The 23939-nt window shown below is 64.4% G+C and carries 30 protein-coding genes and 2 pseudogenes; 12 read left to right on the forward strand and 20 right to left on the reverse strand.

The genetic code is table 11. From position 1 onward, the window contains the following. Positions 1-11: 11 nt before the first annotated feature. The 4 genes from OG405_RS16260 (at position 12) to OG405_RS16275 (ending at position 2380) form a co-directional block, all read left to right on the forward strand. Entirely contained in the window at positions 12-362 is a 351-nt protein-coding gene (locus OG405_RS16260; protein ID WP_327147343.1) for a PadR family transcriptional regulator, read from the forward strand. Further along, positions 359-1342, forward strand: a complete 984-nt coding sequence (locus OG405_RS16265; RefSeq protein WP_327147344.1) for a permease prefix domain 1-containing protein — start codon at positions 359-361, stop codon at positions 1340-1342. Before OG405_RS16260 ends, OG405_RS16265 begins: the two co-directional genes overlap by 4 nt. Positions 1343-1593: 251 nt before the next feature. Continuing rightward, positions 1594-2013: a pyridoxamine 5'-phosphate oxidase family protein gene (locus OG405_RS16270; RefSeq protein ID WP_327147345.1), complete on the forward strand. Its 420-nt coding sequence runs from the start codon at positions 1594-1596 to the stop codon at positions 2011-2013. An 88-nt stretch (positions 2014-2101) separates the two neighbouring features. After that, positions 2102-2380 (forward strand): tetratricopeptide repeat protein, encoded by a 279-nt coding sequence (locus OG405_RS16275; protein WP_327147346.1) that lies wholly within the window; start codon positions 2102-2104, stop codon positions 2378-2380. Positions 2381-2483: 103 nt separating this feature from the next. Here the strand turns inward: OG405_RS16275 and OG405_RS16280 are convergent, their stop codons facing one another. The 7 genes and pseudogenes from OG405_RS16280 to OG405_RS16310 form a co-directional block, all read right to left on the reverse strand. Further along, entirely contained in the window at positions 2484-2771 is a 288-nt protein-coding gene (locus OG405_RS16280; RefSeq protein WP_327147347.1) for a hypothetical protein, read from the reverse strand. A 15-nt stretch (positions 2772-2786) separates the two neighbouring features. Further along, positions 2787-4271: an ADP-ribosyltransferase gene (locus tag OG405_RS16285; protein WP_327147348.1), complete on the reverse strand. Its 1485-nt coding sequence runs from the start codon at positions 4269-4271 to the stop codon at positions 2787-2789. Further along, complete coding sequence (locus OG405_RS16290; protein ID WP_327147349.1) at positions 4268-4594, reverse strand: WXG100 family type VII secretion target; 327 nt, start codon at positions 4592-4594, stop codon at positions 4268-4270. Before OG405_RS16290 ends, OG405_RS16285 begins: the two co-directional genes overlap by 4 nt. 16 nt (positions 4595-4610) lie before the next feature. Continuing rightward, positions 4611-4949, reverse strand: coding sequence for a WXG100 family type VII secretion target (locus OG405_RS16295; RefSeq protein WP_327147350.1), 339 nt, complete (start codon positions 4947-4949; stop codon positions 4611-4613). 244 nt (positions 4950-5193) lie between these two features. Beyond that, positions 5194-5903, reverse strand: a pseudogene (locus tag OG405_RS16300) (IS3 family transposase). 92 nt (positions 5904-5995) lie between these two features. Beyond that, positions 5996-6340: a hypothetical protein gene (locus OG405_RS16305; RefSeq protein WP_327147351.1), complete on the reverse strand. Its 345-nt coding sequence runs from the start codon at positions 6338-6340 to the stop codon at positions 5996-5998. A gap of 46 nt (positions 6341-6386) precedes the next feature. Further along, a complete protein-coding gene (locus tag OG405_RS16310) occupies positions 6387-6512 on the reverse strand; it encodes a hypothetical protein (RefSeq protein ID WP_327147352.1) in 126 nt (41 codons plus the stop codon). A 600-nt stretch (positions 6513-7112) separates the two neighbouring features. Between OG405_RS16310 and OG405_RS16315 the strand changes: the two genes are divergently transcribed. Continuing rightward, positions 7113-7580 carry a hypothetical protein gene (locus OG405_RS16315; RefSeq protein WP_327147353.1) on the forward strand — a complete coding sequence of 156 codons (468 nt, stop codon included), beginning with the start codon at positions 7113-7115 and terminating at the stop codon, positions 7578-7580. A gap of 499 nt (positions 7581-8079) precedes the next feature. On the opposite strand, the gene OG405_RS16320 is transcribed toward OG405_RS16315, so the two are convergent. The 4 genes from OG405_RS16320 to OG405_RS16335 all read right to left on the reverse strand — a co-directional run bounded on the left by OG405_RS16320 (position 8080) and on the right by OG405_RS16335 (position 12341). Further along, positions 8080-8787: a DUF6924 domain-containing protein gene (locus OG405_RS16320; protein ID WP_327147354.1), complete on the reverse strand. Its 708-nt coding sequence runs from the start codon at positions 8785-8787 to the stop codon at positions 8080-8082. A gap of 172 nt (positions 8788-8959) precedes the next feature. Further along, positions 8960-9838 (reverse strand): VOC family protein, encoded by an 879-nt coding sequence (locus OG405_RS16325; protein ID WP_327147355.1) that lies wholly within the window; start codon positions 9836-9838, stop codon positions 8960-8962. Positions 9839-9974: 136 nt separating this feature from the next. Continuing rightward, positions 9975-11486 carry a rifampin monooxygenase gene (rox, locus tag OG405_RS16330; protein ID WP_327152354.1) on the reverse strand — a complete coding sequence of 504 codons (1512 nt, stop codon included), beginning with the start codon at positions 11484-11486 and terminating at the stop codon, positions 9975-9977. Between the two features lie 345 nt (positions 11487-11831). Continuing rightward, the gene (locus OG405_RS16335; protein ID WP_327147356.1) at positions 11832-12341 is read right to left on the reverse strand and encodes an anthrone oxygenase family protein; all 510 of its coding nucleotides are present in this window, start codon (positions 12339-12341) and stop codon (positions 11832-11834) included. A 220-nt stretch (positions 12342-12561) separates the two neighbouring features. Here OG405_RS16335 and OG405_RS16340 point away from each other — a divergent pair, with 220 nt between their 5' ends. Then, positions 12562-12885: a Uma2 family endonuclease gene (locus OG405_RS16340; protein WP_327147357.1), complete on the forward strand. Its 324-nt coding sequence runs from the start codon at positions 12562-12564 to the stop codon at positions 12883-12885. Between the two features lie 137 nt (positions 12886-13022). Here the strand turns inward: OG405_RS16340 and OG405_RS16345 are convergent, their stop codons facing one another. The 4 genes and pseudogenes from OG405_RS16345 to OG405_RS16360 all read right to left on the reverse strand — a co-directional run bounded on the left by OG405_RS16345 (position 13023) and on the right by OG405_RS16360 (position 15854). Further along, the gene (locus OG405_RS16345) at positions 13023-13313 is read right to left on the reverse strand and encodes a hypothetical protein (RefSeq protein WP_327147358.1); all 291 of its coding nucleotides are present in this window, start codon (positions 13311-13313) and stop codon (positions 13023-13025) included. Between the two features lie 162 nt (positions 13314-13475). Continuing rightward, a pseudogene (locus OG405_RS16350) lies at positions 13476-14277 on the reverse strand (IS5 family transposase). Positions 14278-14772: 495 nt separating this feature from the next. Continuing rightward, positions 14773-14982: a DUF397 domain-containing protein gene (locus OG405_RS16355; RefSeq protein ID WP_327147359.1), complete on the reverse strand. Its 210-nt coding sequence runs from the start codon at positions 14980-14982 to the stop codon at positions 14773-14775. After that, complete coding sequence (locus OG405_RS16360) at positions 14979-15854, reverse strand: helix-turn-helix domain-containing protein (RefSeq protein WP_327152355.1); 876 nt, start codon at positions 15852-15854, stop codon at positions 14979-14981. Before OG405_RS16360 ends, OG405_RS16355 begins: the two co-directional genes overlap by 4 nt. A gap of 312 nt (positions 15855-16166) precedes the next feature. Between OG405_RS16360 and OG405_RS16365 the strand changes: the two genes are divergently transcribed. Both OG405_RS16365 and OG405_RS16370 read left to right on the forward strand, forming a co-directional pair. Beyond that, positions 16167-16355, forward strand: coding sequence for a hypothetical protein (locus OG405_RS16365; RefSeq protein ID WP_063130649.1), 189 nt, complete (start codon positions 16167-16169; stop codon positions 16353-16355). 170 nt (positions 16356-16525) lie between these two features. Next, positions 16526-16720, forward strand: a complete 195-nt coding sequence (locus tag OG405_RS16370) for a hypothetical protein (RefSeq protein ID WP_327147360.1) — start codon at positions 16526-16528, stop codon at positions 16718-16720. Between the two features lie 82 nt (positions 16721-16802). Here OG405_RS16370 and OG405_RS16375 read toward each other — a convergent pair whose 3' ends face one another. The 5 genes from OG405_RS16375 to OG405_RS16395 all read right to left on the reverse strand — a co-directional run bounded on the left by OG405_RS16375 (position 16803) and on the right by OG405_RS16395 (position 20841). Beyond that, positions 16803-17564 carry an ESX secretion-associated protein EspG gene (locus OG405_RS16375; RefSeq protein WP_327147361.1) on the reverse strand — a complete coding sequence of 254 codons (762 nt, stop codon included), beginning with the start codon at positions 17562-17564 and terminating at the stop codon, positions 16803-16805. An 84-nt stretch (positions 17565-17648) separates the two neighbouring features. Next, on the reverse strand, positions 17649-18821 hold the full coding sequence (locus OG405_RS16380; RefSeq protein ID WP_327147362.1) for a hypothetical protein: 1173 nt from the start codon (positions 18819-18821) through the stop codon (positions 17649-17651). A 54-nt stretch (positions 18822-18875) separates the two neighbouring features. Continuing rightward, positions 18876-19370 (reverse strand): hypothetical protein, encoded by a 495-nt coding sequence (locus tag OG405_RS16385; protein WP_327147363.1) that lies wholly within the window; start codon positions 19368-19370, stop codon positions 18876-18878. Positions 19371-19415: 45 nt separating this feature from the next. Continuing rightward, positions 19416-19886, reverse strand: coding sequence for a DUF3558 domain-containing protein (locus tag OG405_RS16390; protein ID WP_327147364.1), 471 nt, complete (start codon positions 19884-19886; stop codon positions 19416-19418). Positions 19887-20313: 427 nt separating this feature from the next. Then, positions 20314-20841, reverse strand: coding sequence for a DUF6508 domain-containing protein (locus tag OG405_RS16395; RefSeq protein WP_327147365.1), 528 nt, complete (start codon positions 20839-20841; stop codon positions 20314-20316). Between the two features lie 230 nt (positions 20842-21071). Here OG405_RS16395 and OG405_RS16400 point away from each other — a divergent pair, with 230 nt between their 5' ends. The 4 genes from OG405_RS16400 to OG405_RS16415 all read left to right on the forward strand — a co-directional run bounded on the left by OG405_RS16400 (position 21072) and on the right by OG405_RS16415 (position 23824). Continuing rightward, positions 21072-21401, forward strand: coding sequence for a hypothetical protein (locus OG405_RS16400; protein WP_327147366.1), 330 nt, complete (start codon positions 21072-21074; stop codon positions 21399-21401). Further along, positions 21398-22642: a hypothetical protein gene (locus tag OG405_RS16405; RefSeq protein WP_327147367.1), complete on the forward strand. Its 1245-nt coding sequence runs from the start codon at positions 21398-21400 to the stop codon at positions 22640-22642. The genes OG405_RS16400 and OG405_RS16405 overlap by 4 nt, the downstream gene beginning before the upstream one ends. A 9-nt stretch (positions 22643-22651) precedes the next feature. Beyond that, a complete protein-coding gene (locus tag OG405_RS16410; protein ID WP_327147368.1) occupies positions 22652-23311 on the forward strand; it encodes a hypothetical protein in 660 nt (219 codons plus the stop codon). A 63-nt stretch (positions 23312-23374) separates the two neighbouring features. Further along, positions 23375-23824 (forward strand): RDD family protein, encoded by a 450-nt coding sequence (locus OG405_RS16415; RefSeq protein WP_327147369.1) that lies wholly within the window; start codon positions 23375-23377, stop codon positions 23822-23824. Positions 23825-23939 lie beyond the last annotated feature (115 nt).

A 23939-nucleotide genomic window follows, 5' to 3' on the forward strand; every position in this document is an offset into this window, starting at 1 on the left:
TCGTGAGTGACATGGTCGACGCAGAGCTGATTACCAGCCACAGCCAGGAGGTGCGACGTGGTTCCGTCGTCGTCGCCAGCCTCTTGATGTTGCGCACGCCCGGTTACGGCTACGGCCTGCTCGAGGCGCTGGCCGGTGCGGGAATCGCGGTCGATGCCAACACCCTGTATCCACTGCTACGCCGCCTCGAGAAACAAGGGCTGTTGGTCAGCGAGTGGAACACCGACGAGTCACGCCCGCGGAAGTTCTACCGGGTCTCCGAATCCGGCGAGAAACTCGCGGCGACGCTCCTCGACGAGTGGACCGCCATCGGAAAAAGCCTGCAGACAATGGAATCCGCCACTCAGAAAGGCACGTCATGACACTGACGGATCGATACGTCGCTGCGACCCTGCGCAGCGTTCCCGCAGACGCCCGCGACGATATCGATCGCGAACTGCGTGGTTCGATCACCGACGCGGTCGACGCGAAGGTGGACGCCGGCGCCGAACCGGCGGCCGCCGAAGTCGCGGTGCTCACCGACCTCGGAGATCCGGATCGTCTCGCGGCCGGATTGGCGGGCCGGCCCCTGTACTTGATCGGTCCCGAGCTCTTCCTCGGTTGGCTACGACTCCTCAAAGGTCTCCTGTGGATCGCGCCCCTGCCAGGGATTGCGGTTCTGGCACTCGACATCATCGACGGCTCGTCCGCAGGTGCGGCGATCGGGGGCGCTGTCTGGTTGACCGTGATGGTGGCGCTGCAGATCGCGTTCTGGACAACCCTCGTGTACGCGGTGCTCGAACGCAGCGGCCGGCGTCGGGAAGACCCCGCTGGGGCGTGGTCGGTCGACAACCTTCCGGATACCGATGAGGGTCGCGGGATCTCACTGGTAGAGACGGTGTTCTCGGTGTGTGTCACCCTCTTCCTCATTGTCGCTGCCCTGCTCCAGCGCGAGTTCTCGGCCTATCAAGATGCCGACGGGGTGCCGATCCAGATGCTGGACGTCGACCTGTGGTCGTTCTGGATGCCGGCCTTGCTCGGGATTCTGGGCCTGACCATCGTGCTCGATATCGCCAAGTACGCCATCGGCCGCTGGACCACTGTGCTCGCCGCGGTCAACACCGTGCTGAACATTCTGTTCGTCGTGCCCCTGATGTGGCTCGCCACCAGCGACCAGCTGTTCGAGGCCGCCTATTTCGACGCGGCATTCCCCGATGACGGAACCGAAGCAATGCGCTTGTTCACACAGGCCGTGATCGCCGTCGCGGTCGTTGTGGCCGCATGGGAGGTCGGCACCGGCTGGGTCAAGGTGCTGCGTTCGCCCGGTCGAACCGGCCGGCCGCCATTGGTGGGCGCCCATTGAATGCCGGTTCGATAGGGACGAACACCCCGGACCAGGGTGTATCGAAGTGATGAGCAGTGGCTGGGCCGATGGCTCGCCCACTGCCCAGTGCGTCCACGTCAGAGTTTTCGCCGGCCCGTCCTGAGCGCGCTTACGATCCGCAGGTCCGACAGGACCCGTGTCGTGCGGGGCCGACCGAATTCCCGAAATACATCGGCACTACGGAATGTTGTCGATGTCAGTTTCCGCCTACTCCGAAAGGACCGTGTTCGATGCCGACGATGACCAATGAAGAGCGTGAGGCGTTTCTGGCCGAACTCCACGTGGGGGTGATCGCTGTCGAACGGCCGGACCGGGCACCGCTGGCCGTGCCGATCTGGTACGCCTACAAACCGGGCGGTGAGGTGCTCATCTGGACCGATACCGGGTCGGTGAAGGAGAAGCTGATCCGCGCCGCGGGCCGTTTCTCCCTCACCGCTCAAGTGGAGAAATTCCCGTACCGGTATGTCACGGTGGAAGGATCTGTCACCGGTGTCGAAACGGCCACCGTCGAAACGGCCCGTCCTATCGCGGTCCGGTATCTCGGCGAGGAGGAGGGCACGGCGTACACCGAGCAGAACATCGGGCCGGGATCGATCCTCATCCGTATGCGGCCGGAGCGGTGGCTGAGCACGGATTACTCGAAGGAGTGACACCACCCACGAGAGCGATCAGGCGTCAGCTTCCGCAGCCATGACAGACACATCCGTGGAACACCGACCTGAGGCTCCTCCCGAGGTAGTGGACATCGAGTCAGCGGGATCGTCGATCCTGCGGAAGGATGTCCACTACCCGAAAGGAGCCTCAGTCTTTGGTCCCGACCACCCCGACATCTTGTTGTCCTGCAACAATCTCGCCACCGCCTACCATGATGCCGATCGAGGTGCCGAGGCGATATTGCTGCTGGATGAAACCCTCACCGCCTACGAGCGTTTCTCGGTCCTGACCACCCGCATACGAAAGGGTTCGGGGCAATCTCGCAGCCGCGCAAGCGACGCAGCAGTAGTGCTGTCTATTTAGGGTACGCCCTAAATAGACAGGCGATGGATTAGTAGACGGGCGATGGATTCCGCCTGGCCGGCCCCGGCGTAGCGGACGAAAGCATCGACCCGCGTCGCCGTGGTCACCGCTCGAACTGTTTCCGCTGCACCTCGGGGTAGTCGGGGGGCAGTTCCTTGCGCATGTGGTCGGGATAGCCGGGGGCCTCGGGGTCGTATTCGGTGCCCACCAGGTCATCGGAGAACCGGCCGCCGAACGGCACAGGGGCGGGCGCGTCGGGGTTGCGGGTCTTCTCCCATTCATCGAATTTGGCGTTCGCCTCGGCGATCTCTTCCGGGGTCAGCACGCGGCGCCCCGTGGCGCGCGCCTCTTCGGGGGTCAAGAACGTCTTCCCCGCGATGTGTTCAGGCATCTGTTCTCCTTGCTCTTACGGCTCGATCAGGCGGATGAACCACCTATTCTTCTCCGGATCGAAGGTCTTCTCTGTGCAGATGAACTCCGTCTCGGATGGAAACAGCACTTCCATCTCTTGCGGCTCCTTCGAGTACACCGATACATCTTTGCCGGTCTTGGACAAGACCTGAAATTCGACCTCCGCACCATTCTCGAACATCGGAGAGGCGCCGTTGGGGTTGCGGCTGGTCGAAAAAAGCCCGTCCTCGATGACGGTCTGGTTCGGGACGTACTTGTCGAGCACTTCCGGCGGAAGGTTGGTGTGGCGGACCACAGGCCCCTCATAGCTGGGCAGCTTGCCCAGCGCCTCGTCGAGAGCCTTGACTCGACTGTTGATATAGGGGTCGTCCGGAGCGAGCGGGTTACGCAGGTATGAGTTCATGAACTGATATGCCTGACCGCTGTATGAGTTGATGGCGATATGGTCGTCTTCGGTGAGCGCATTGGTGATGGTGCTGGTCGGCTTGGTGGGGGTGGTCACCGGCTTCCGCGCCGCCAGCTCGGCCAGCGTCGGCTGATGTTTGGCGGGGGCGTTGGTGGGCTTGACCCCTTTGGTGATCTTCGCGTTCTTGAACATGACCACCAGCGAGCGGATCGGCCCGGCGAACTTCTTGACCGCGGCCGCGCCGCGGGCGGTGGCCAGCGCCGCCCCGAAACCGGCTGTGATCACCGAGAGCCCGATACCGATCAGGACCTCTTTACCGATCTCCACACCGAGCGCGATGAGCTGATCCTTCAGCTTGTTACGCAACTCCTGGAGGGAATCCAGGTGATCGTTGACCGCGGTACCGAGTTCGCCGATCAGGCCCACCACCCCTACGGCGGCGGTCGCCATTTTGCGCAGGTCTTCATCGATGTATTGCGCTTCCGGCGTAGTCACGGCGGCGAACATGTCGGCAATACGGTTCAACTCGGCACCGAAATTCGCCACCGCCTGATCAGCGGCCATCTCCGACCAGATCCGGGCCGCGTTGCCGAGCTTGCCGGTGTTGCCGTCGGGAATGATCACCCCGACTTCGTCCAGCAGATCGACCGCGCCGGAAAGACCCTCTACGACCAGGCCCTCACCCGGGCCACCGGCAGAGGGCAGTTCGGGCCGACAGATGATGCTGAGCCAATCGGGCATCGTCGGGTACTGCGGGAGCGGGGCGATGTTGTTGACCACCGACGCCCAGTCGGCCAGTGCGTGATTGTGGCCCATTTCGCCGATCAGCCGGCAATAGCTCCATGCCGCCTCCCACAGCATTCGGGAGGTTTTGATGGCCTCACCGGCGCGGGCGTCGTAGTCGGCAGCCCAGGTTTTGGCGTCGTCGTAGGAACCAGCCATCTGCTCGCAGTCGGCCAGCGCCGACCATCGATCATCGACCGCGCGAGCGAACGCCATCGACGCAGTGGTCAGCGCCGTAGCGGCGTCGTAGTAGACCTGCGGGTCTACATCGATCGTGGCGGTATCGGTCACTGCGCGCCGGGAGCTGGGCCGCGGCCCAGCATCGCCACGTTGGTCTGGGCGGCGCTGGTGTAGTTGGTGTGCGCGGTGCGGGCGGCCTCCTGCATCCGCAACAGACCGTCCTTCATATCCTGCACACCGGTAAGCCAGTCCGCGTGGGCGTCGTCGTATGCGGTGGCTGCCTCACCGGACCATCCTTGCCGCAGCACACCCACCCGCTTCTCGATCTGATCGAGACAGTCCTCCAGGAAGCCGATGAGGTTGCCGAGCCGATCACCCGCCGCTTCCAACTCGGTCAGGTTCACGCGGTAACCGCCGCCCAGCGGCCCACCCATAACGTCTCCGCTTCGTCTATAGCCGCAGTGAACTCGGTGCGGCGGCAGCAGCATTGTCGGCCAGATCGCCGGACAGATCCGAGTCGGTGCCCTGGAAGTCCATCCCCTGCACCCCCATCAACTCGGCCATGTCCCCCAGCGACTCCAGCACCTCCAACGCACCGGTCCGGGCCTCTTCCCAGCCACCGGCATACGCGGTCGCCGCCGCGGACTGCCACGTACCCTGCAGGAACTCCATGTTGGCGTCCACATCCTTGACCGCATTGATCAACGTCGTCGCCATCGACCCGAAAAACGTCGCAGCATCAGCCATCGCGGCCGGGTCCACAGTGATCGGCTGCTGCCCCTCTGCCATCCCAATCCTCTCGATCACGCTCCGGACCAACTCATACCCGATCCTCGAAAACCTGGACGCACCGGCCGGACAGTTGGTTCCACGATCCCGGAAACCAATTCACGCGCCCGTGACTCCCGGACTCTGACCGCCAAGGGGGTGAAGGTGGTGTCCGTCAAGGAATCACGGACCTTCACCAGCGAGGACTCCCCCATGGCGAAGTGAGGAGCCCGGCGGCTCCGGACAGTGATCCCGTAGGCCTATTTCATGCCGCTATCTGCTGATTCAAGAACTCGACGTGAACCTGCAGCGGCGTCTTGTATCCGAGTCCTGAGTGGATACGTCGCCGATTATAAAACTTCTCAATATATTTCATAACGGCGCGGCGGGCATCGGTGCGGGCTGTGAACGAAACATGATCACTCGTTATTCAGAGCTCCGAAGAACGATTCCGCCATCGCATTATCCCAACACACACCGGTGCGACCCACCGATTGCCTCATGCCCATCCCCGCCAGCTTATTCCCGAAATCATAACTGGTGTAGTTCGAGCCGCGGTCGGAATGAAATATCGCATCCTCGATTATCGGTATTCGGATGGCCGCCATATCGAGAGCATCCTCGATCAGCGAGGTTCGGTAGTGGTCGGCCATCGACCAACCGGCCACCATTTTCGTGCCGCAGTCGATAACGGCCGCCAGATACAGGCCGCTTTTTTTCCAGGAACTCCGCCTTCATGCGCAGTTCCCGATTCTCGCGCTCCAACTCCCGCAGCCGCGCCCGCTCCGGCATCGTCAATGGATCCTCCGCGACCGGATTCTTCTTACGATGCGCCGCGACCCAATTCGTCAACGTTCCGGAGTTGATACCCAAATCGCGGGCGACCTCCGCGATCGACCGCTCCGGTGACTCGATCACCATTCTCACGGCCTCGTCCTTGTCCTCAGGCGAGTACTTCCTGCGATGCTGCCCCACGAACTGCTCCCTCACTTTCAGTAGCCACCCTACGAGGGGTCACTGTCCGGAAGGAACCGGTCACCTCATTCCGGCGTGATCGGCCGGTGAGATCAGTGCATCTCTTCGCTTGTTTGCGGGTCGTGGACCACCAAGGCGTGTTCATCGGCCAGCGCCACGATGGCATGAATGGTGTCAGCGTCGACACTGTAGGGCAGAGTCAGCGACACGAAATAGGCGCCGAGATCTTCGCGGCCCCAGGGTTGCCGCCAGTCCAGGTCCGGGGCCCACGGCGAGATTCCATCAGCGAGGTCCGGCCAGCGTCGGAGGAGCGCAGCCCGGAATCGCTCGACCTCCGGGCTCGGAGCCACGTCCTCGACTTCTTCCTCGGCCAACCGGTCACAGATCTCGCTGGGCTTGCCGACAGCAGACTTCCAGAAATACAAGTCGTACGACATAGCGACCATCATTCCAGAAAAGAGGAACAATTCCCCCAAAGCTCCACTACCCGCCCACCATCGAGGTGGCGACTCCGACCTGGCCGACCTGGTCGGCGCCGAAAGCGGTGGCAGTGAGCGTAAGCGTGAGGGCGGCGGCGCAGGTTGCGACGGCTCGAAGCGTTCGGTGCATACCTTCCTCGTTATTGTCGGCGCCAAACTATTGTCGCCTCCAACATCGGCTCCCCCAACTATACAGAAACTATTGGTATCACCAACAATACAGGGTGGCTGTCGTGGGCCAGACCCCGCACGCCTTTCCGCGAAGCCGAGTTGGCTGCTCACTCAGGTGACGGTGCACGCCCACCGGTTGGCGTCCAACGGGTTCGGTGGGCTCGGTGCGTGTGGATACCACTTCCGCAACCTGGCCGCGCTGGACGAGTTCGGGGCCGTCAGCCAGACCGAGCTCGGTCGCCGCTGCAACATGGACCCATGCACCACCAACAGAGATGAAAGGCCGTCACACAGCAAAGCGCGGTTTAAATTCAGCTCTGGGTGGCTCGGGTGTGTGCGATTCAGTATGAGTCGGTGCCGGTTTCGCGCTGGACCTGCCTGCCCGACAGACTCTCCCGGGCATCACGCCGTATGGCGGCGAACAACACCACAGCCATCCGGGCTTCCTCATCTGGACGTTCCTCCGCCCGTACCTCATCAGCCGAAGCGGTGAAGCACGCTCATCCTCCCAGGGCGGGATCCCTCCATCCGGGCGGGGTTCCGCCACTATGATGTCGAAGTGTCCGGTAGCGACAGAGACCCGAGGCAAGTCGAACTCATCGGACCTGTCGCCCAGGTGTTCACCTATTCGATCGCGGCCGGTCTGATGTTGTCGGGGCCTGTTCTCGGTTTGACCAGTGATTCACTGTGGAGTGGGTTGTGCCCGGCGATCATCACATTCCCGATCGGCGTCGCCATTGCGGTGACCACCTACGGACAGAGACGGGACGCGAAGCGGTTCCGGGCCGTCGGGGTTATTTCGACGGCGGAGATCGTCGCGGTCCGGATACGTAAGGGGGGCGAGAATCCGGATGTTGCCGAACTTCGGGTCCGTATCAGTGGGCCGGGTATCGATACGTTCGTTGCGGACTGCGAAGTACCGGCAGGTATACCTCGGCCGCAGATCGGTGACCAGCACCATGTGGTGGTCGATCCCGCCGAGAGCGACTTCGCGATCGGCTACGACCACTTGTTCGAGCAGGACTGACAGGCCCAGCCCAAAAAATCTGAACCGGCTCACACGACACATTTTGTCGACAGGTCAGAAATCGGGGACGGTCCGTAGCCCGGCCAGGGCAGCAGGCGCGTGTCGGCGCCCGCCCGGGGGGGAACCACAGCGCTGCCTCGGGGCCGGAGAGTCCTCATACCACAGGTCCAACGGGGACAGTCACCCATGAACGAGACTTCACCGACGTATCGCAGGCAGGCATCGAGGGCTATCGGAAATGTGCGGATTTCGCCGGCGAACAGGTCGAGCTCCGCGTGATCCCCAGAGGTGAGTGGCTCCAGAAGGGGGCGGTCCGAAACCAGCCCGAGATCGGTTAGGTGCTCAACAAGACGCGAAACGTGTCTCGCGACCTGTTGCCTTGTCTCTCTCGCCACCGATGTACCGCTTCGGATATGAAACCACGCGGACAGCGCGCCCGACTCCGGTCACGACCGCAGTCCCAGCGGCGGGAACCAACCTCGAGCACCGCTGCAGGATCTCAGGCGAAGCCGCGGAACACACCGTCCGGTCCGGCGGCGTCGGCGAATTCCTCGAAGTCCATATTGGAGATGGACAGGTTGTTTTCGATGGCCGACATCTCCGACGGGAGGACTCGGATCGTCTGGCCACGTTCGTGGCCGGTCTCCTCCGGGCCGGTGTCGACGGCCAGGATCGGATGTTCGGGGTCGGTGAGAGTGACGGTGTCGGCGAGGAAGGCATAGTAGGTCGGCCGGTCGCCGATCTTGTCGAGCAGTGCATCGATCGACAAGCCGTCGTTCTCCGGATTATCGATGCAGGTCAGCGTGGCAACGAATTCGGCATCCTCGCCCGCGCCGGGGGCCATCGCCAACGCGGCCACGACCCGCCACGCATCGTCGTCACCGAAGTCGGTCCGGATGAACAGCGACCCGTCGTCGTCGAGGTAGTCGTCCAGACTGCGCCCCGTACCGAGTGCTTCGGTGAGCTCCGCACCCGCCCGCACGGCCGCATCGGCCGTGATTTTTCCGCGGTCCTGTCCGGCCCCGTCCGGCGAAACGATAGAGGTGATGATCCGTTCGCAGTCGATCGGGGACAGTGGGATATCGCTGCGGATCTCGAATGTCCAGGGACCGACTGGCTCTCGGTGTGCTACCGGTGTATCCAGCACCGAGAGTTCCGGCTCGGGTTCGCCGGTATCGGTATGCCACTGGCGCAGGGTGAACGACATTCGGCGATGGTAGGGCACCGGACCGACACCCGGTATGCAAAGGCATGCGCCGAGCGGGCTACCCGGGGGCGACCAGTCGAATCGGTAGAGCCACGGTGCGTTTCGTCCCGCGCGTAGCTTCGGTGACCGGGCCGAACCCGACCCCAGACCTTGCCGCCGATGGTGTCGACGATTATCGCGCCGCAGTGAAGAACAGCCCGCTACCGCAGGCATCCCGGCCGGAGACGAAGAATCCGGTGCCGGTGGTCCGGGTCTCGGTGACCGCTTCCTCGACGAATTTCCGAGCCCGGTCGATATCGTCGACGACAACGGTCAGCGCCGCCAGATACGACGGCGCCGGCGCGGTCTCACCGGGCAGCACCTCCGGTGCGGCCGACGCGGACACGATCTCGACGCGCGCGCTGCCGCGCGTCAGGACGGTCGCCGGTCCGGCGGCCTCCGGCGCGACGCCGAGAACGTGCTGGTAGCGCCCTACGATGGCGTCGAACTCGGCATCGGCGGCGACGATCAGCAAGGCATCCACACCGAGGGCGCCGTTGGGGTGGGTCAGATAACGCGGCTGCAGGACGTATTCACGGGTGAGGTGCTGGGCGACACCGATATAGCCCTCGGGCGTCGACCGAGGGTCCAGATGGACCGACCGGGCGCGCAACACCGCCGGGCCGTCCTCGGTGTCGACCGGACGCTCGAGATCCAGCACCCCGGAGGTACGCAGCCCGGCCGTGCCCAGTCGCGCGTCGGTGTCCGCCGCATCCGCAGTCTCGAAGCTGAGAATCCGCAGCCCTTCGTACTGCTCCACCATCTGCTGGGTATGCCACGGGTCGGGGGCGGAGTCGTCCACGATGCCGAGCAGCTCGATATACGAATCACCGAACAGCGCGCACATGTTGGCCGTGCAACCCGCCGTCAGCGGCGCCCCCGGACGCTCGGACAACATATGCCGCGACCGCGGGCTCAATGTGAATCCGAACGACCGATACGTCGCCTCCATGGTGTCCAGGTCGCGATTGACGATCCCGACGTGGTGAAAACCGTTGATGTCGTGTCCCATGGCGACAATCGTCGATCGCCGCCGGTATACGGCCACGCCATCCGCACGTATTCGCCGCGATCCGACACCGGACGGCCCAATGGTGGCGGATTCGGACTCTTGCCGGCGATCGGGAGCTCCTGGCGCGGGCACTGCCCTAACTGTTGTCGCGTGACTCCGGATCCCTGACGTTGGCCGGGTCCGCTTCCGCGCGCGCTGCCACAGGTGACTGCGGTTTCTGGAGCGCGGCGGCCGCGCCGAACCAGCGCGGCAGGTGCTCGAGCAGGTCCCGTTGCTCGTCGCCGACCCATGCGATATGGCCGTCGGGGCGAAGCAGGACGGCGGGTACCGCGAGTTCCTCACTGCTGTCGACGACGTGGTCGATACGATCCGCCCATCCGGTGACCGAGAGCCGACCGGTCCGATCGAGGAGCAGGCCGCGTCCGGCGTGCATCAGCTCGTAGAGTCGGCCGCGCCCCAATCGCATATCGCGCAGGCGCCGACCGAGCAGCTCGTGTCCCGCGCCGAAGTCGTAGCGGATGCCGATCGCGACGATCTTCTCGATCAGGTAGCGGTTCACTTCCTCGAAGTCCATCAATTCCGACAGCAGCCGGCGCACCGCCTGCGCACCCGGTTCGGTGGACATCAACTCCGCCTGCGCGCGGGTGTTGTCGAGCACGTCGGCGGCCACGGGTCGCCGTTCACGCTCATAGCTGTCCAGCAATCCCGCCGGCGCCCAGCCGTCGATCTCGGCAGCCAGTTTCCAGCCGAGGTTGAACGCGTCCTGGATGCCGAGGTTGAGCCCCTGGCCGCCCATCGGGGGATGGACGTGCGCCGCGTCCCCGGCCAGCAGCACCCGCCCGGCTCGATAATGCTCGGCCAACCGGGTGGCATCGCCGAAACGGGACAGCCACCGCGGTGAATGCACCCCGAAGTCGGTGCCGGCGAACACCCGCAGTTGCTGCGCGAACTCCTCGAGTGTCGGTGTGGTCGAACGGTCCTCGGCCACCCCGGCCGCGGGAACGACGACGCGGTACATCCCGTCGCCGAGCGGCCCCAGGCCGAATCGCAACTGCGTTTTCCGGATCTCGGCGACGGTTGCGACGATCGTCGCCGGGTCCTCTGTCGCCGCCATTTCGCCCAGCAGTGTGTCGTTCCGGGAAGGGTCGCCGGGGAAAGCGACTCCCAGCAGTTTGCGCACCGTGCTGCGGCCGCCGTCGCAGCCCACGAGATAACGCGCGCGCAACCGCGTACCGTCGGCCAGTGCGACATCCACCCCGTGATCGTCCTGACTCAGCCCGGTCACCTCGCTACCGCGCCGGATCTCCGCACCGAGCTCGGCGGCGTGCTCGGCCAGCAGGGGCTCGGTGACGGTCTGCGGAATACCGAGAACGTAGGCATGCGCGCTGTCCAGGCCTTCGGGTGAAGGTTTGGCGATACCGGCGAAGAAGCTCCCGAGTGGGTGCTTGCGGCCGCGCGCGAGAAACCGCTCCAGCAGACCACGCTGATCCAGCACCTCGATGCTGCGCACATGCAGCCCCAGTGAGCGGACGAACGCGGGCGGCTCCACCTCCTTTTCCAGTACGAGCACCCGCACACCGTGCAGGCGCAGCTCCCCGGCCAGCATCGAACCGGTCGGACCACCGCCGGCAACGATCACATCGAACACGAGCCACCCATCCACTGAGAGTTCGGAGTTCCGCCAGTCGCTCAGCAGGTTCACGCACACCGTACGAACCCCGCATTTCCGCAGGTCCTGGCCTTCTGCCGGATATTCTGCGCCATGCCCCGGGCCTTGCCGCAAGCCCCCCAGTGCGATATATGTTGGTAGGGGCCGGGAACTTCTCGTGGAGATTGTGGAGTAGATAAAGAGGACGACACTGCCGAATGTGAGTGCGGGTACGGCGGTTCCCGAGTAGATCCGCGGCGGCACCGGAGCCCCCGGCCTGCGCGACAGTGTCGCGGAAACCCTATTTCGATGTTTCCGCGAGCTGATCCAGCGCCCGGAGGACGGTCAGATCGCCGCCTGAGCCCTCCCCCACACCACCAATGCCCAGCTCAGGCAGGCGAACGCCGCCGTGCTGGTCACTGTGCGCACGACGTTCCAGGCCACCCACCGTGCCTCGGCGAACGCTTCCCGTACCGCTGCCGGATCGGCCAGGTCGGCGGGTGCGCCCGCAGCTTTCAACGCGTCGTTGAGTGGCAGATGCACGGCGAAGGTGATCACCACCGCCACCAGGTAGAGCAGTGCCGCGGCCGCCGCCCAGAGCAGCACCGACCGGCTGTTGCCGCCGAGATTCAGCAACGCCGCCGCGATCGACAGGATCAGTGCACCCAGGAAGGTCGCCAAGAACAGTGGATTGATGATCGCCCGATCGATCGCCTGGTACGCGCCGATGAAAGTGCGGTCGTCGGTGGTCCGCAGGCCGGGCATGATCGCCACCGCGTAGATACCGAATACCCCCGCGATCAGCCCGGTGGCCACGGTGGCCGCGATCAGTACGACAGTCCGGATTCCGTCCATCTTCTTCTCACCTCGTTGGAGTAGTCACGATTCCCCGTTCGAGGCGCGTGTGTACGGCCCGGAACACGGCAACGGTACCGGCGGCCACCTGGACCCACCAGCGCTGGAGAAAGGGCTTTCCAGATGGATTCGCCATCGCTTCACTCGGGGGGCCACCGGAAAATCGGACTTCTCGACGCCGAACTTTCTCGTGCATCGATGCCTCCCGCCGTACCAGGATGTGCGCGCTGCCGACACAGTGCTGGTCGGTGAGGTGCTGTCGCCATCCAATACCCAATCCGATATCGAGGCCAAGAAGAGTCTATACGCCGCGGCGGGAATCCTCTGGTACTGGGAGGTGACTTTGCGACCGGATATCAGCGCCATCGCGACGATCAGGGCCTACGGCCTGGAAACCGGGGTTGCCACGTTGCCCGAGGGCGTCCGCCCGCTGCACCGATCCGATTTTCGCCTGGTGGGCGAATGGACGCACACCGACCCAGTGGGGGTGTCGTTCGGGTATCCGTTCCCCATCTATATCGGGTGGTCCGCTCTCGCGTTCTGAATAAGAGATCAGTTCAGAATGAGCTTGCGGACGCAGATGATCGCGCTGGACAGACTCAGTATTGCGTGACGCCCAGAGCGGAGGCGGTGGGGTTGAACCACGGTGACACGGCAGCGATGATGGGTTTCACGATTGAGTCAGTCGCCGAGGAACCAGAGATAGTGGTGAGATTCGTTCAAGACGACCTGACACATCTCGCGGGCCTGTTCGACCCAGGCCCCGCCGCAAGCATCCGGAAGCCGGTCGAGCTCGGCGAGCAGCAACGGAACCTGTCGCTCGTTGAACATCGCGTCCCCGTAAGGGATCAGGGCCGAGAGCATCGGGAAGGCGGCCGGGTCGAGGGCCGCGAATGCGTTCGACCATTCCACCCCGTCCCGAGTTCGCGCCACAATGTTGTCCAGTTCGCGGCGCACTTGCATATTGATCATTCGCTGACGCTATCAGCGCCCCGTGACCGGTTACATGCCCGTTCCGGCAGGAAGTAGCAGGGGACTCACTGGGAACAGCGGCGCCAACCACAGGGAATCGCCCGTCAGAATTACTCCGCATACGGTGTCTTCCGAACGGTCTCAAATCCTCTATCTAAGAATTCAGTTGAGAATGAGTTTGCGGAGGCAGATGACCGAGCAGGCCAGGCTCAGTAGTGCTTGGTGAATTTCGGCGCGGCGTTCGTAGCGGTCCGCAAGCGTTTGAATGCGTGTAGCCATGCGAAGCTGCGTTCTACCGGCCACCGGAGTTTCCCGAGTCCGGAACCGTGGCTGGTATTGCGGCGGGCGATAACCGGGGTGATACCGCGAGCCCGGAGAAGCCGACGATATTTGTCGTGGTCGTAGCCGCGGTCGGCGTACAAATACCGGGGCCGTCGCCAGGGCCGGCCGCGGCGGCCCCCGATCGTGGGGAGGGCATCGACGAGCGGGATGAGCTGGGTGACGTCGTTGCGGTTGCCGCCGGTCAGCGTGACCGCCAAGGGTGTCCCCGTGGCGTCGGTGATCAGATGATGCTTGGAACCGGGCCGGCCTCGGTCGACCGGGCTCGGGCCCACATGGTCCCCCCTTTGAGGGCCCGCAGATGCGAGGCATCGACCAGCACTCGCGACAGTTCGAGCAGTCCGGCCGCGCGCAGCTCGTTCAACACGCTTTCGTGCAGTTGCCGCCACACTCCCGCCTGCGACCATTCGCTCAACCGCCGCCAACAGGTCGCACCCGAGACACCGAACAACCCGGTCGGCAGCTGATTCCATCCGATGCCCGTGCGAACCACGTACAGGACGCCTTCCAACGCGGCCCGGTCATCGGCCCTGTGGCGGCCCGGGGACCGGAAGCGTCTCTCCCGCACCGGAATCAACGGCTCCAGCCTGGCCCACAACGCATCGGTCACTACCGCATCACCCACACCGGGATTGTCAAACACGCTGCGGCGCAGATCAAGGCGGCCTCAATCTCATTCTGAACTGATCACTAAGACTGCCCATCGGCCGGGAGCGTCGACCGGCCGCGGTCCGGCCGAGCACCGGAAACGTGGTCGGTTGGATCGACTGCCCGAATGACCGCGTACACCTCCACCCGTACCTGGATACGACCCGGCAGGCGGGCGACGCCATGCCTCGTTTTATCGTGCGGTCCGGGCCAATTGGGTCCCGGCGCCAACCCGCGGAGTAACCATTTGCATCGGGCCGATGTCCTCGCCGGCGAGCATGGCCAGGACCATCCCGGTGCGAAAGACCTGCCGGTCGCCGGCGTGCACTACACCGCGCCGATCAGCCGGCGTAAGTCTGAGAAGCGCGTAGTGGTCGGTTTCCTCGAGACGAACCGGGCGACATGATGCCGAACCGAACACTCCCGCGCAGCGGCGGGAGTATTGTCGGTACATCCGGTTCACCCAGGTTGCTCAGACCCTCGGCTCTGATCCAGCCGCGCGCAGACCAGCGGTGAAGGTGTCCCACTCGCCCGGACAGAAAATAAGGGCCGCGCCGTCGGGGTTCTTTGAATCTCGAACTCCCACCAGCCCGCCGTGCAGGTGGGCGACCTCGACGCAGTCATTGCCGCTGGCGCTGCGGCTGCCCTTGAACCAGACCGCTCCGGACAGGTCGATGCTCATCCGCGATGCTCCCTTGCCGCCACCTCGATGAGGCGCTGTGTATCCGACTCGTCCAATGCTACTTGCAGTATGGAAGCCCGAGCTGCTCGATACTGCTCGACCTCGCTCGGCTTGTCCAAGTACAACGACCCGGTGAACCCCTCGATATATATGACAGGAGGTTCGGTCAGCGCCGGGTTCACGTGATCCGGAAATTCCAGGTAGACGAAGTGCTTCGTGGTCCACCCGAGATGATCCGGGGCATCAAGCGGTACGACTCGTAGCGAAACGCTCGGCAACGCGGCCATCTTCAGGAGATGATCCAGCTGCTCCGCCATGGTCTCGGCGCCACCGACCGGGTGCCGAAGGGCGGCCTCACTGAGCGCGGCCTCGAAGATGAAATCAGACGAGTTGTGCAGCCGCGCCTGACGACGCTGAAGCAAAGTGATCTCCCGGTGCAGCTCGATCGCTCGTCCGAGCGGCTTCGCGATCTCCCACATGGCGTAACGGTAGCGGTGAGTTTGAAGCAACCCCGGCAAGGTCGTTGTCTGCCAGGTGAAAACCTCACGTGCTGTCTGCTCGAGCCCGAGGAACATCTCTGCTTCGGGGACTACTGCATCGGCAAATGACGACTGCCACCACCCGTCTTTGCGAGATTCCTCAACCAGCCACAGCAGTTCGCGGCGATCCTCGGGGCTGGCCTCGTACGCATCACATAGCGCGTTGACCACCATTCTCTTGGTCTCGCTGGTGCGTCCGGACTCCAAGCGCCACAGCGTTTGCGCACCCATCTCGCACCGGCGAGCCGCGTTCGCACGGCTCAGCCCCGCTACCTCACGCAGTTCACGCAGGCGGCGACCCAGGACGCGACGCGGCAGAGTCGGTGGGTTCATGGCGTTTGATTCGATCGACACAGGTCTCTCCCCTTCGTTAGCGTTACTCGCGGTTATTCCAACTCAAATGGAACAGTCGAACTGTATGGAATTACCAATCCGCCCGGAGCAATTCCATTGTGCGACTGAATCTTACGTAGCGATTCACAATTGGGAAAGGGGATGGTTGACTGAGTACGCGGCCGCAGACGTGGAAAATTCCGTGGCGGAATTTTCCTTGTCGCCAGCACCGGCTCATCGGAACCGGAGACACCGCGCAGTGTCCACCGGGCCGGCGCGAACCAGACCATCCCCGACGTTGCGAGGTGAACCATGCTGTTCGGATTACCGGTGACCGATCACCGGCCCGTACCGGTGATGACCATCGACTACGCACACCAGGTAATGCAGGCACACATCGACTGCCCATCGACGGCGTGTCCGCTCAAAAGGCAGGCCCGGGCGCGCCTGATCGAGGCCCGCAAAATGGTTCCCGGCAATCAGGAATTCTCGGGATACTGATCCGTCGACACGAAGGAAACCGCACTCGTGAAAGAGGAACTGCCGCGCCGTATTCCCGGTGCCAATTCCATACCGGTAGGCGGAAAATGGAATCCCCCGACTGATATCGCCACGCTGGTCCGGGTATCGCGCGCGCTACGTCGGTGGCCGGAGGAAACCAGGAGGGCACGGTGAACGGATCTCTGGAGCGCGGCAATCATCCTGCACCGTTTGATAGGCTCGCCGCCCACGCCGGGAGCCTCGGTTACCGGCTCGTCCGTGAACCGGGCACACCGGCCGGCTGGGCTCTGCTGGACGCCGTGGACGGCGAACGTCTCTTTGCAGCAGCCACTCTCACCGATATCGCGCGGTATCTCGATGAATAGCGGTGAGTCGGCGGCCCCGCGCTCGGGCACCCGCGCGGGTTCGCCGGAGCTGTCGCGAGTGTCCGGGCCACCGGGGACCGTGCTACCAGATATCCGGTTCGTCCTCGCCCAGCCGGCGCAGTGCGCGGTCGATCCAGTCAGCGAAACCGGCCGCGAGATCGGCGGCAGCGGCCGGCCGCACCGTAATGTGTTCGCGCGTCCGTTTCTCCAGGTAGCGGCCGTCGCCGGTGATGTCGCACCACTGGGTTCGGTACCAGGGTTCGGGGCGATCCAGAATCGACCCGACCCGCAGACCCGCGATACCGCCGCCGTCCGCGGGCCGCTGCACGAGGCGCCGGTACTGTTCGCCGGGACCGCGCCGCAGGGATCGCTGCTGGTCGCGGTCGGGCGCGAGATCGTCGATATGGAACGTACCCGCCGTTTCCCGGCCGGGATCGCATGGTGGCACCAGGCCGGCGAGACGTTTCGGCAACTGTTCGGCGGCGAACAGTTGGGCATGGATAGCACCGTCGGCACCGTCGATCACCGACTGCGCCAACACCACCCCGTAGTGGGTTTTGCGCGCGCCGACCACCCGATACTCGCGTACCCGGCCCTTGGTGGTCGCGGTCGAGGCACCCAGGATCTCGATCCGCAGGTCGCCGTCGGACACGGCGTGCAGGGCTCGCCGAATCAGTTCGCGCTCGTCCCGGTCGTACCGCGCACGCACGGCCGCCGCATGGGCCTCGAACGGGTTGCGGGTCTTGTAGCGGCTCAGATAGTGCAGCGGGCGGGGGAACCGGTCGATCCCGTCGCGATACCAGAGCGCGGCGAAATCGTCCGGCTCCCAGATCCATGTGCTCATTGTCGGTGGTGGTTCCTCGAGTATGTGACGGCTGCCGGTACCCCGGCGCCACTGGCCGGTGCGCGGCGGCGGGCGGACGATCGATCAGTCGCGTTCCGCCGGTCGCGCGGCCGGTACATCGGCGCCCAGCACCCCGCCGGGAATAGTCGGCGGCAACTCACCGAGCAGTTCGTCGGTGTTCTCGGCGTTGATGAGATAGTCCGGGGTCTCGTGCTTGTCGTCGTCGGCTCCCTGCTGGCCACTACCGGCCCCCGGCGACATCATCCCGGGCATACCGCTGCGCGCGGCGCCGGAACCGGTGGTGCCGGCGGAGGCCACCGCGGGAGTTCCGGTGGGGTTCGGGGTACCGGGGACACTGCGGCCGGGGTCGCCGGTGGTCACCGGACTGCCACTCGGCGAGCCCGGTGTACCCGGTCCGGGAGTGGTCGAGGTTGTGCTCGGCGCGGTGGTCGTGCTGGGTGTAGTGGATATCGGATTCTCGGTGGAGGACGGTGTCGTCGCCGCAGGCGTCGTCCCTGGCTGGTCGGTGCCCTGGTCCTGCAGCTGTTCGGTTCCCAGATCGTCGCCTGGCTGTTCCGTACCGGGTTCCTCCCCGGTGGGGTTCTCCCCCTGCGGTCCGTCGGCATCCGTACCGTTGGGATTGCCGCCCTGGTCGGTGGACGTACCACCCGGGCCGGGCTGGTCGCCGGTGCCCGTGGGCAGATCGGTGTGCAGGGGCTGGGTCGGGTTCACCGGGACGGGCAGTACCGGAATCTTCGTATCGGCCGCGACAAAGCCGGTCACATAGTTGTCGCCCATCGCCTGCCGCGCCACTTCCTCGGCGTCGCTACGGTCGGTGTCCTCGTAGAACGGAACCCACGACCACCCGCTCGGATTGAACAACGACTTCTCCGCCGGAACATCGGGCAGGTTGTTCTGGGTGCGCATGATGGATACCACCGAGTCGTATACCTGAACAGCCAGCGCGTTCAGTGCGGGAACCAGGTCTTCGGCCCGGGTGGCGTAATTGCCGATAGCCTGTCGCGACTGTTCCGCCGCCGGCCCCTCCCAGGCCGCCGCGCTGGACCGGCGGATCCGGGCGGCGAACACCTGCACACCGCTCTCCCACTGAGCCGCGATCTGCCCGAATTGCTCGGACGCCGTCATCCCGTGATCACCCGGCGCCAACGGTTTGAACGCCCCGTTGATCTCCGAGTGAGAGAACCCGTTGGGTTCCTCCGGATCACCAATTTTCGGATTCTCGTTCTGAAAGGTCATCGGGCCCCCTGTATCGCACTCACTGACGCACCGCGCGGCCGCACCCCGGGTCTCCTACCGGCCCGGGATTACCGGGAAGGTCGGCGGCATCGCCAAAGGCGCAACCGGCGGTGCCCCGACCATCAACTCGTTGTACCGACCGGCGAAAGCCTCGTCGGTCTCCATGTACCGCTGCGCGATCACCCGGTGCAACTCCTGAATATCCTCAACGATTTGATAGTGCTGCTCCAGAATCGCATGGACATCGTTTCCGTCTTCCGCATCCTGCGCCTTGGTACGAAAGCGGCCGACTAGAACAGCCGCCGATGCCAGGCCCGTGCTTTTCTCCCCGAGGTCCCACCGTTCACGGCTATGAATTTCCCGCGCGACACGCTGCAATTCACGGATCAGGAGTTTGAATCCCTCACAGTCGCGCTCCATATACACGAACTCTTCGGCATTCACCCGAACCGCATCCGCTGAACCCGCACCGAGACTGACCGATAAACGCCCCTCGCGCGACTCGGCCAGCAAATCCTCCAGCGGACGTGGAGATGCATCCTCACTCATCTCCGAGCTCCCTCCCTCTGATCACAACCAACGACTCCATGCCGTTCAGGCATCCGGGATCAAAGGAGCGAGCTTCTGGGCCAGACCCAACCCGAGTTCACACGTATCCAGGTGGCCGGTCTTATTGTTCGATGACGGATTGTCCATTGACAGTTCGAGGCTGCCTCCCACCATCTCCACATAGAACAAACAGGACGCCCGCACATCGTTATCGCCGGCCGCATCCACCGCCATCGCCGCCCGGCCGTCAACCGTGTACTCCTGCCGCACGACGAACTGGTCGTTGTCGAGCACCGCAGGCAACGTCAGGTTCGTGGTGGTTATCCCCACCGCGTAGCTGTCCGGAGCCACATAACTGCACCCTCGCCACTTGACCCCCTGCCCGCCGTCGACATTCGCATCCGTCACTCCCCGCCGCAGATCTTCCGACGCCAGCACCTCCTGCGGAATGTCGGTACACGGGTCGAACGACGACGGAGCCTCCGCCGCGATCGGCAACCCGGTCGTCGTGGTCACCGGAGACGCCGTCCCCTCGGTCCCGGAATCACACCCGGCGACCATCAGCGCAACCCCCACACCACACAGAACCCCTCGGACCGACCGAACAGCGGCCATCACGAACCTCCCGACACCGGCATTCCATATCGAACCGGGAACCGGCCGGCCCCCCGCGTCCCCGCCGACCTTACTCAGCCCCGCAACTCCCACTCAACCCACCGACCGGCGAAACGGCTCGCCCGCCTGATCGGAATCCACCAACCCGCCTGCGGTTGCGCCGGATTCGCTCTTCCGGATGGCTCGCCGAGACCAGGGGAGTCGGCGTTGCCCACCGGTGGATCCACGGCGCAACCTGAATCTGAATCCGACCCTCGCATCGGCGGAGAGCCCGACGGCGCGGACCGCCCGCCTCAGCGTCGTGCAGAAGTATCGCAGTCCCGAAGTCTCACTCTCGCAGCAACGCTTGGAACAGACGGAACCTGCTGGTAATTCGTGAGATCAACGAGTGGCCCACCGGCGCGTGTATATGCTCGGCGTGAATCTGCGCTATGCCGTCGTACCATCGGCGAAGGCGTAGCAGAGCGGCCAGGAAAGTGCCCTCGTCGAGTGCGCGCCCGATCGTTCCGTCGCTGAATCGCTCGGCTCGCGTAATCGACGTGAGCACTCGGCACGCGTCGGCGACCGGAGCATCGTCGAGCCCTCGGCCGTACTGATAACGTCGCCCACCATCCCATCGAGTCCAATCGAACCCGACAATCGCGTCTACCTCGTCCAATGCGTGTACGACCCGGTTGACTGCGTCAGTGTAGACGGCGTAAGGCATACACAGCGCACCGTCGGCGTTCTCGGTGCGGAGCTCCCACGGGCTCGGCTGCTCGGCAAGCAGGTCGTCCACGGCCGACCACAACCGCTGCCAGCACTCAGGCGACGACCTGAGCAGCTGCACCTTGATATCGGCATCGCTTGTCTCCACCACGGCACAGTACCGTCGGGAATACGTGCGCGACCGCCCTCGCAACAGCGGGCGGACACTGGGCAGGCCACACTCGCACTCTTCGAGATCGACTTCGCCCAACCGGAACCCATCACCATCGCAGTCCCACGCAGCACCACATCGATCACCTCGCGCAAGGGTTGAGCCGCTGAATGTGTGGACTGGTATCGTCCGATGAATCAACTCGGCAGGGACGGAAGGGGGGCCGGGTGACCAGTCCACTCCAGGTCGATATCGATGTGTTGACCAAAATGGTTACCGGACTGAGGAATTCGCAGCAGATTCTCGACGACGCGCTGAAGGCGATGGCCGATGTGGGAGCCGCGAGCATCGGCACCCAAACTCTCGACAACGCCGCGGACAGTTTCCAGCGACGATGGCGCTTCGGGGTCCAACGCATCGGTGAACTCTCCCGCACCACCGCCGATGGCGTGGATCAATGCCTTGCCGCCTATCAAGCGGCCGACAACGCGACGGCTACCGCCCTCGGTCAGGTCAACCAGACCCCGGCCGGAGCCGGCGAACAAGGTCGGCCGTGACCGACAACCCGTATCCGAATCTCGGCTACAACCCTGTCCCCGGCGTCCCCGACGATGTCGCAGGCCTGAGCACCCGGATCAAGACTGCCGCCGACGCGGTACGCGAAACCAACGATCTACTGGCCCGGCTGCGCAACAGCAACGACGAGGTCTGGAAAGGCGAGGCGGGCGAGGCGTTCCGGAGTCACTTCGACGCCACCCTGGCCCAAGACCTGGGTTACGCCCAGAGCTCACTGGAACGCGCTGTAACGGTCCTCGGAGAATGGAACACTGCGCTCGTCGGATTCCGCGACCAGGCCAAAGCGCTGGATCAGGAAGCCGGGGTCGCCGCCGCGGAGGTCAACAAGGCCGTCGCCGAAGTCCAGGCCGCGAATGCCAACCCCGACCTCGGCCTGGCGAATCAGCAGTTCGACGACTCCGCCGCACTGCAGGCGGCGCAGACCCGGCTCAATGCCGCCACCGCCCGGGTGAGCGCGGCAAATACCGCGCTGAGCAACTGGCTGGGAACCCAGGATTCGATCGCCGCCCGTGTCCGCGACCTCGCCACCGAACACGAAAACGTTGCCAAACGGATTGCCTCCGAACTCGACGCGGCCGCCAAGGATTTCGCCCCGAGCGAGCCGGACAAGAGCATCTGGGACAAGATCAAGGATGCGATCGGGTCGATCGGCGACTGGATCGACGAGCACCGGGAGGGCATCCATACCGCGCTCTCCATCACCGCATCGGTCGCGGGCCTGCTCGCGCTGGTCACACCACCACCGGTTTCCGCGATCGCTCTCGGGGTGTCCCTGGTCGCGGGCGCCGGAGCGCTCACCCTCGATTTCACCGATCCAGAAATCCGCGAGGGCCTCATGTCCGGCGATTCGAAGGCATGGTTGACGGTAGGTGGAGATGCTCTCAGTGTGCTGCCCGGTGCCGGTGGCCTGGCCAAGACGGCATGGGCCGGGTTGCGAGGCTTCGACGATTTCGGCCGGATGGAAGGCATGCTGAGCACCTGGACCGCCAGCGCGCACGATCCCGGCATCATGGGCAATCTGGCGGCCAAACCGGTCGATTGGGCTCTCGGCGAAGTCGCGTTGACCGGCTCTCCGGCTGTTGCCGGCACAACATATCGAGTACTCCAGATGGTCGATATGGCCAACACCCCGGGTATTCCCAGCTCCGCACCCGCGATCGCCATCCTGACCAGGGCCGGCGGGACTGTACAGAAGCTGGCGGGCCTCGGAGGGGACGAGTAACGCACTGAGATGCCGAACGACAAGCTCCGACCCGCCCCGCCCGTCGGTATCGATATCCCGCCCGGATACAACGAAATTCCGCTCGGCGACCTCGATACTCTCATGCAGACCGCTCGCCCGGTGATCACCGCATCCGTTCCCGACCGGATGCGCGACGACGTACCCGATGTACTCGGTACATTGCATTTTCTGCTGGCCACACTGGCCGCGAACAACGCTCTCTACAGCGGTATCGGCCTGCACCGCACCGCGGAGGTGTCCGGGCGGGTGGCCGTCTCCTGGCTGACCGTTTCCTCGTTCGAATATGGCGAAGAACGGAACCCGCGACTTGTCCTCAGTGAACTGATCAACGTCAAGGCCGAGAAGAAATCCCGGGGAACACTCGCGATCATAGAAGGCCCAGCCGTCCCGATCCTCTACTTCGAGTGGATCGAAAAGCATTCCGTACCGGTGTTCGCGAGCTATCCGGTGACCAGCGATACCCCGGAGGTGTTCCAGATCGAAGTGACAGTACCTTCCGCAGACGGGACGTCGATCGCCGTGGTGGAACTGTCGGCGGCCGACCCCGACATCGGTCCGCAGTACCGCGGGATGATCCTCGATATGGCGGCGTCGATAACCTTCCCGCAGCCGCCGTCCGACACTGGGAGCTCCAGCCTTGCGCTCTGACGAAACACCACAACGACGCATCACGGCTGCTCACCCCGCCGAAGCCAGGGCAGGCGCGCGGTAGTGGACCTGGAGAAGCGCCCAGCACGCCGCACGGGCGGCAGGAAGTCCGCCACTGGTAGCAAGAAAACCCGGTCTTTCGAATTCTTGGAGTCCGATTGGGCGACACCCCGCGTTTCGGCAGGGCTGACGAAGGTCACCCTGACCGTTGTCGCGTTCATCCTGGACCTGCTACTGCACAGCGCGATGGGCCTTGCGGTCTGGAACAGCCTTGCCCATTCCCCGGAACCACCATGGAAGCCGATCATGTTGGGCGTGCTGGCCGGTGTAGCGGCGTCGTTCGTCCACCGCGTATTCGTCCAGCGTCTGATCCGTACCACGCTCGGTAAAGCTCTGTTCGGTCTGCGGCTACGGGAGGAGGACGGCTCCTATCCGACGTTGTGGCGATTGATCGAGCAGTGGTTCGTCGGGTCCTTCCTGACGATCGCCACCCCGCTGCAGATACTCGGCTGATATCCGGCAACCGCTCCCCCCAGGAGGGTCCGGCCGAGTATCGCCGGAGCACGAGGTCGGGCCGCGGTGCCGACAGGTTCGCCGAGGTGGAGCGGCGCGACAACCGTCTCGGGCT

It is taken from the genome of Nocardia sp. NBC_01329 (assembly GCF_035956715.1).
Lineage (GTDB): Bacteria > Actinomycetota > Actinomycetes > Mycobacteriales > Mycobacteriaceae > Nocardia.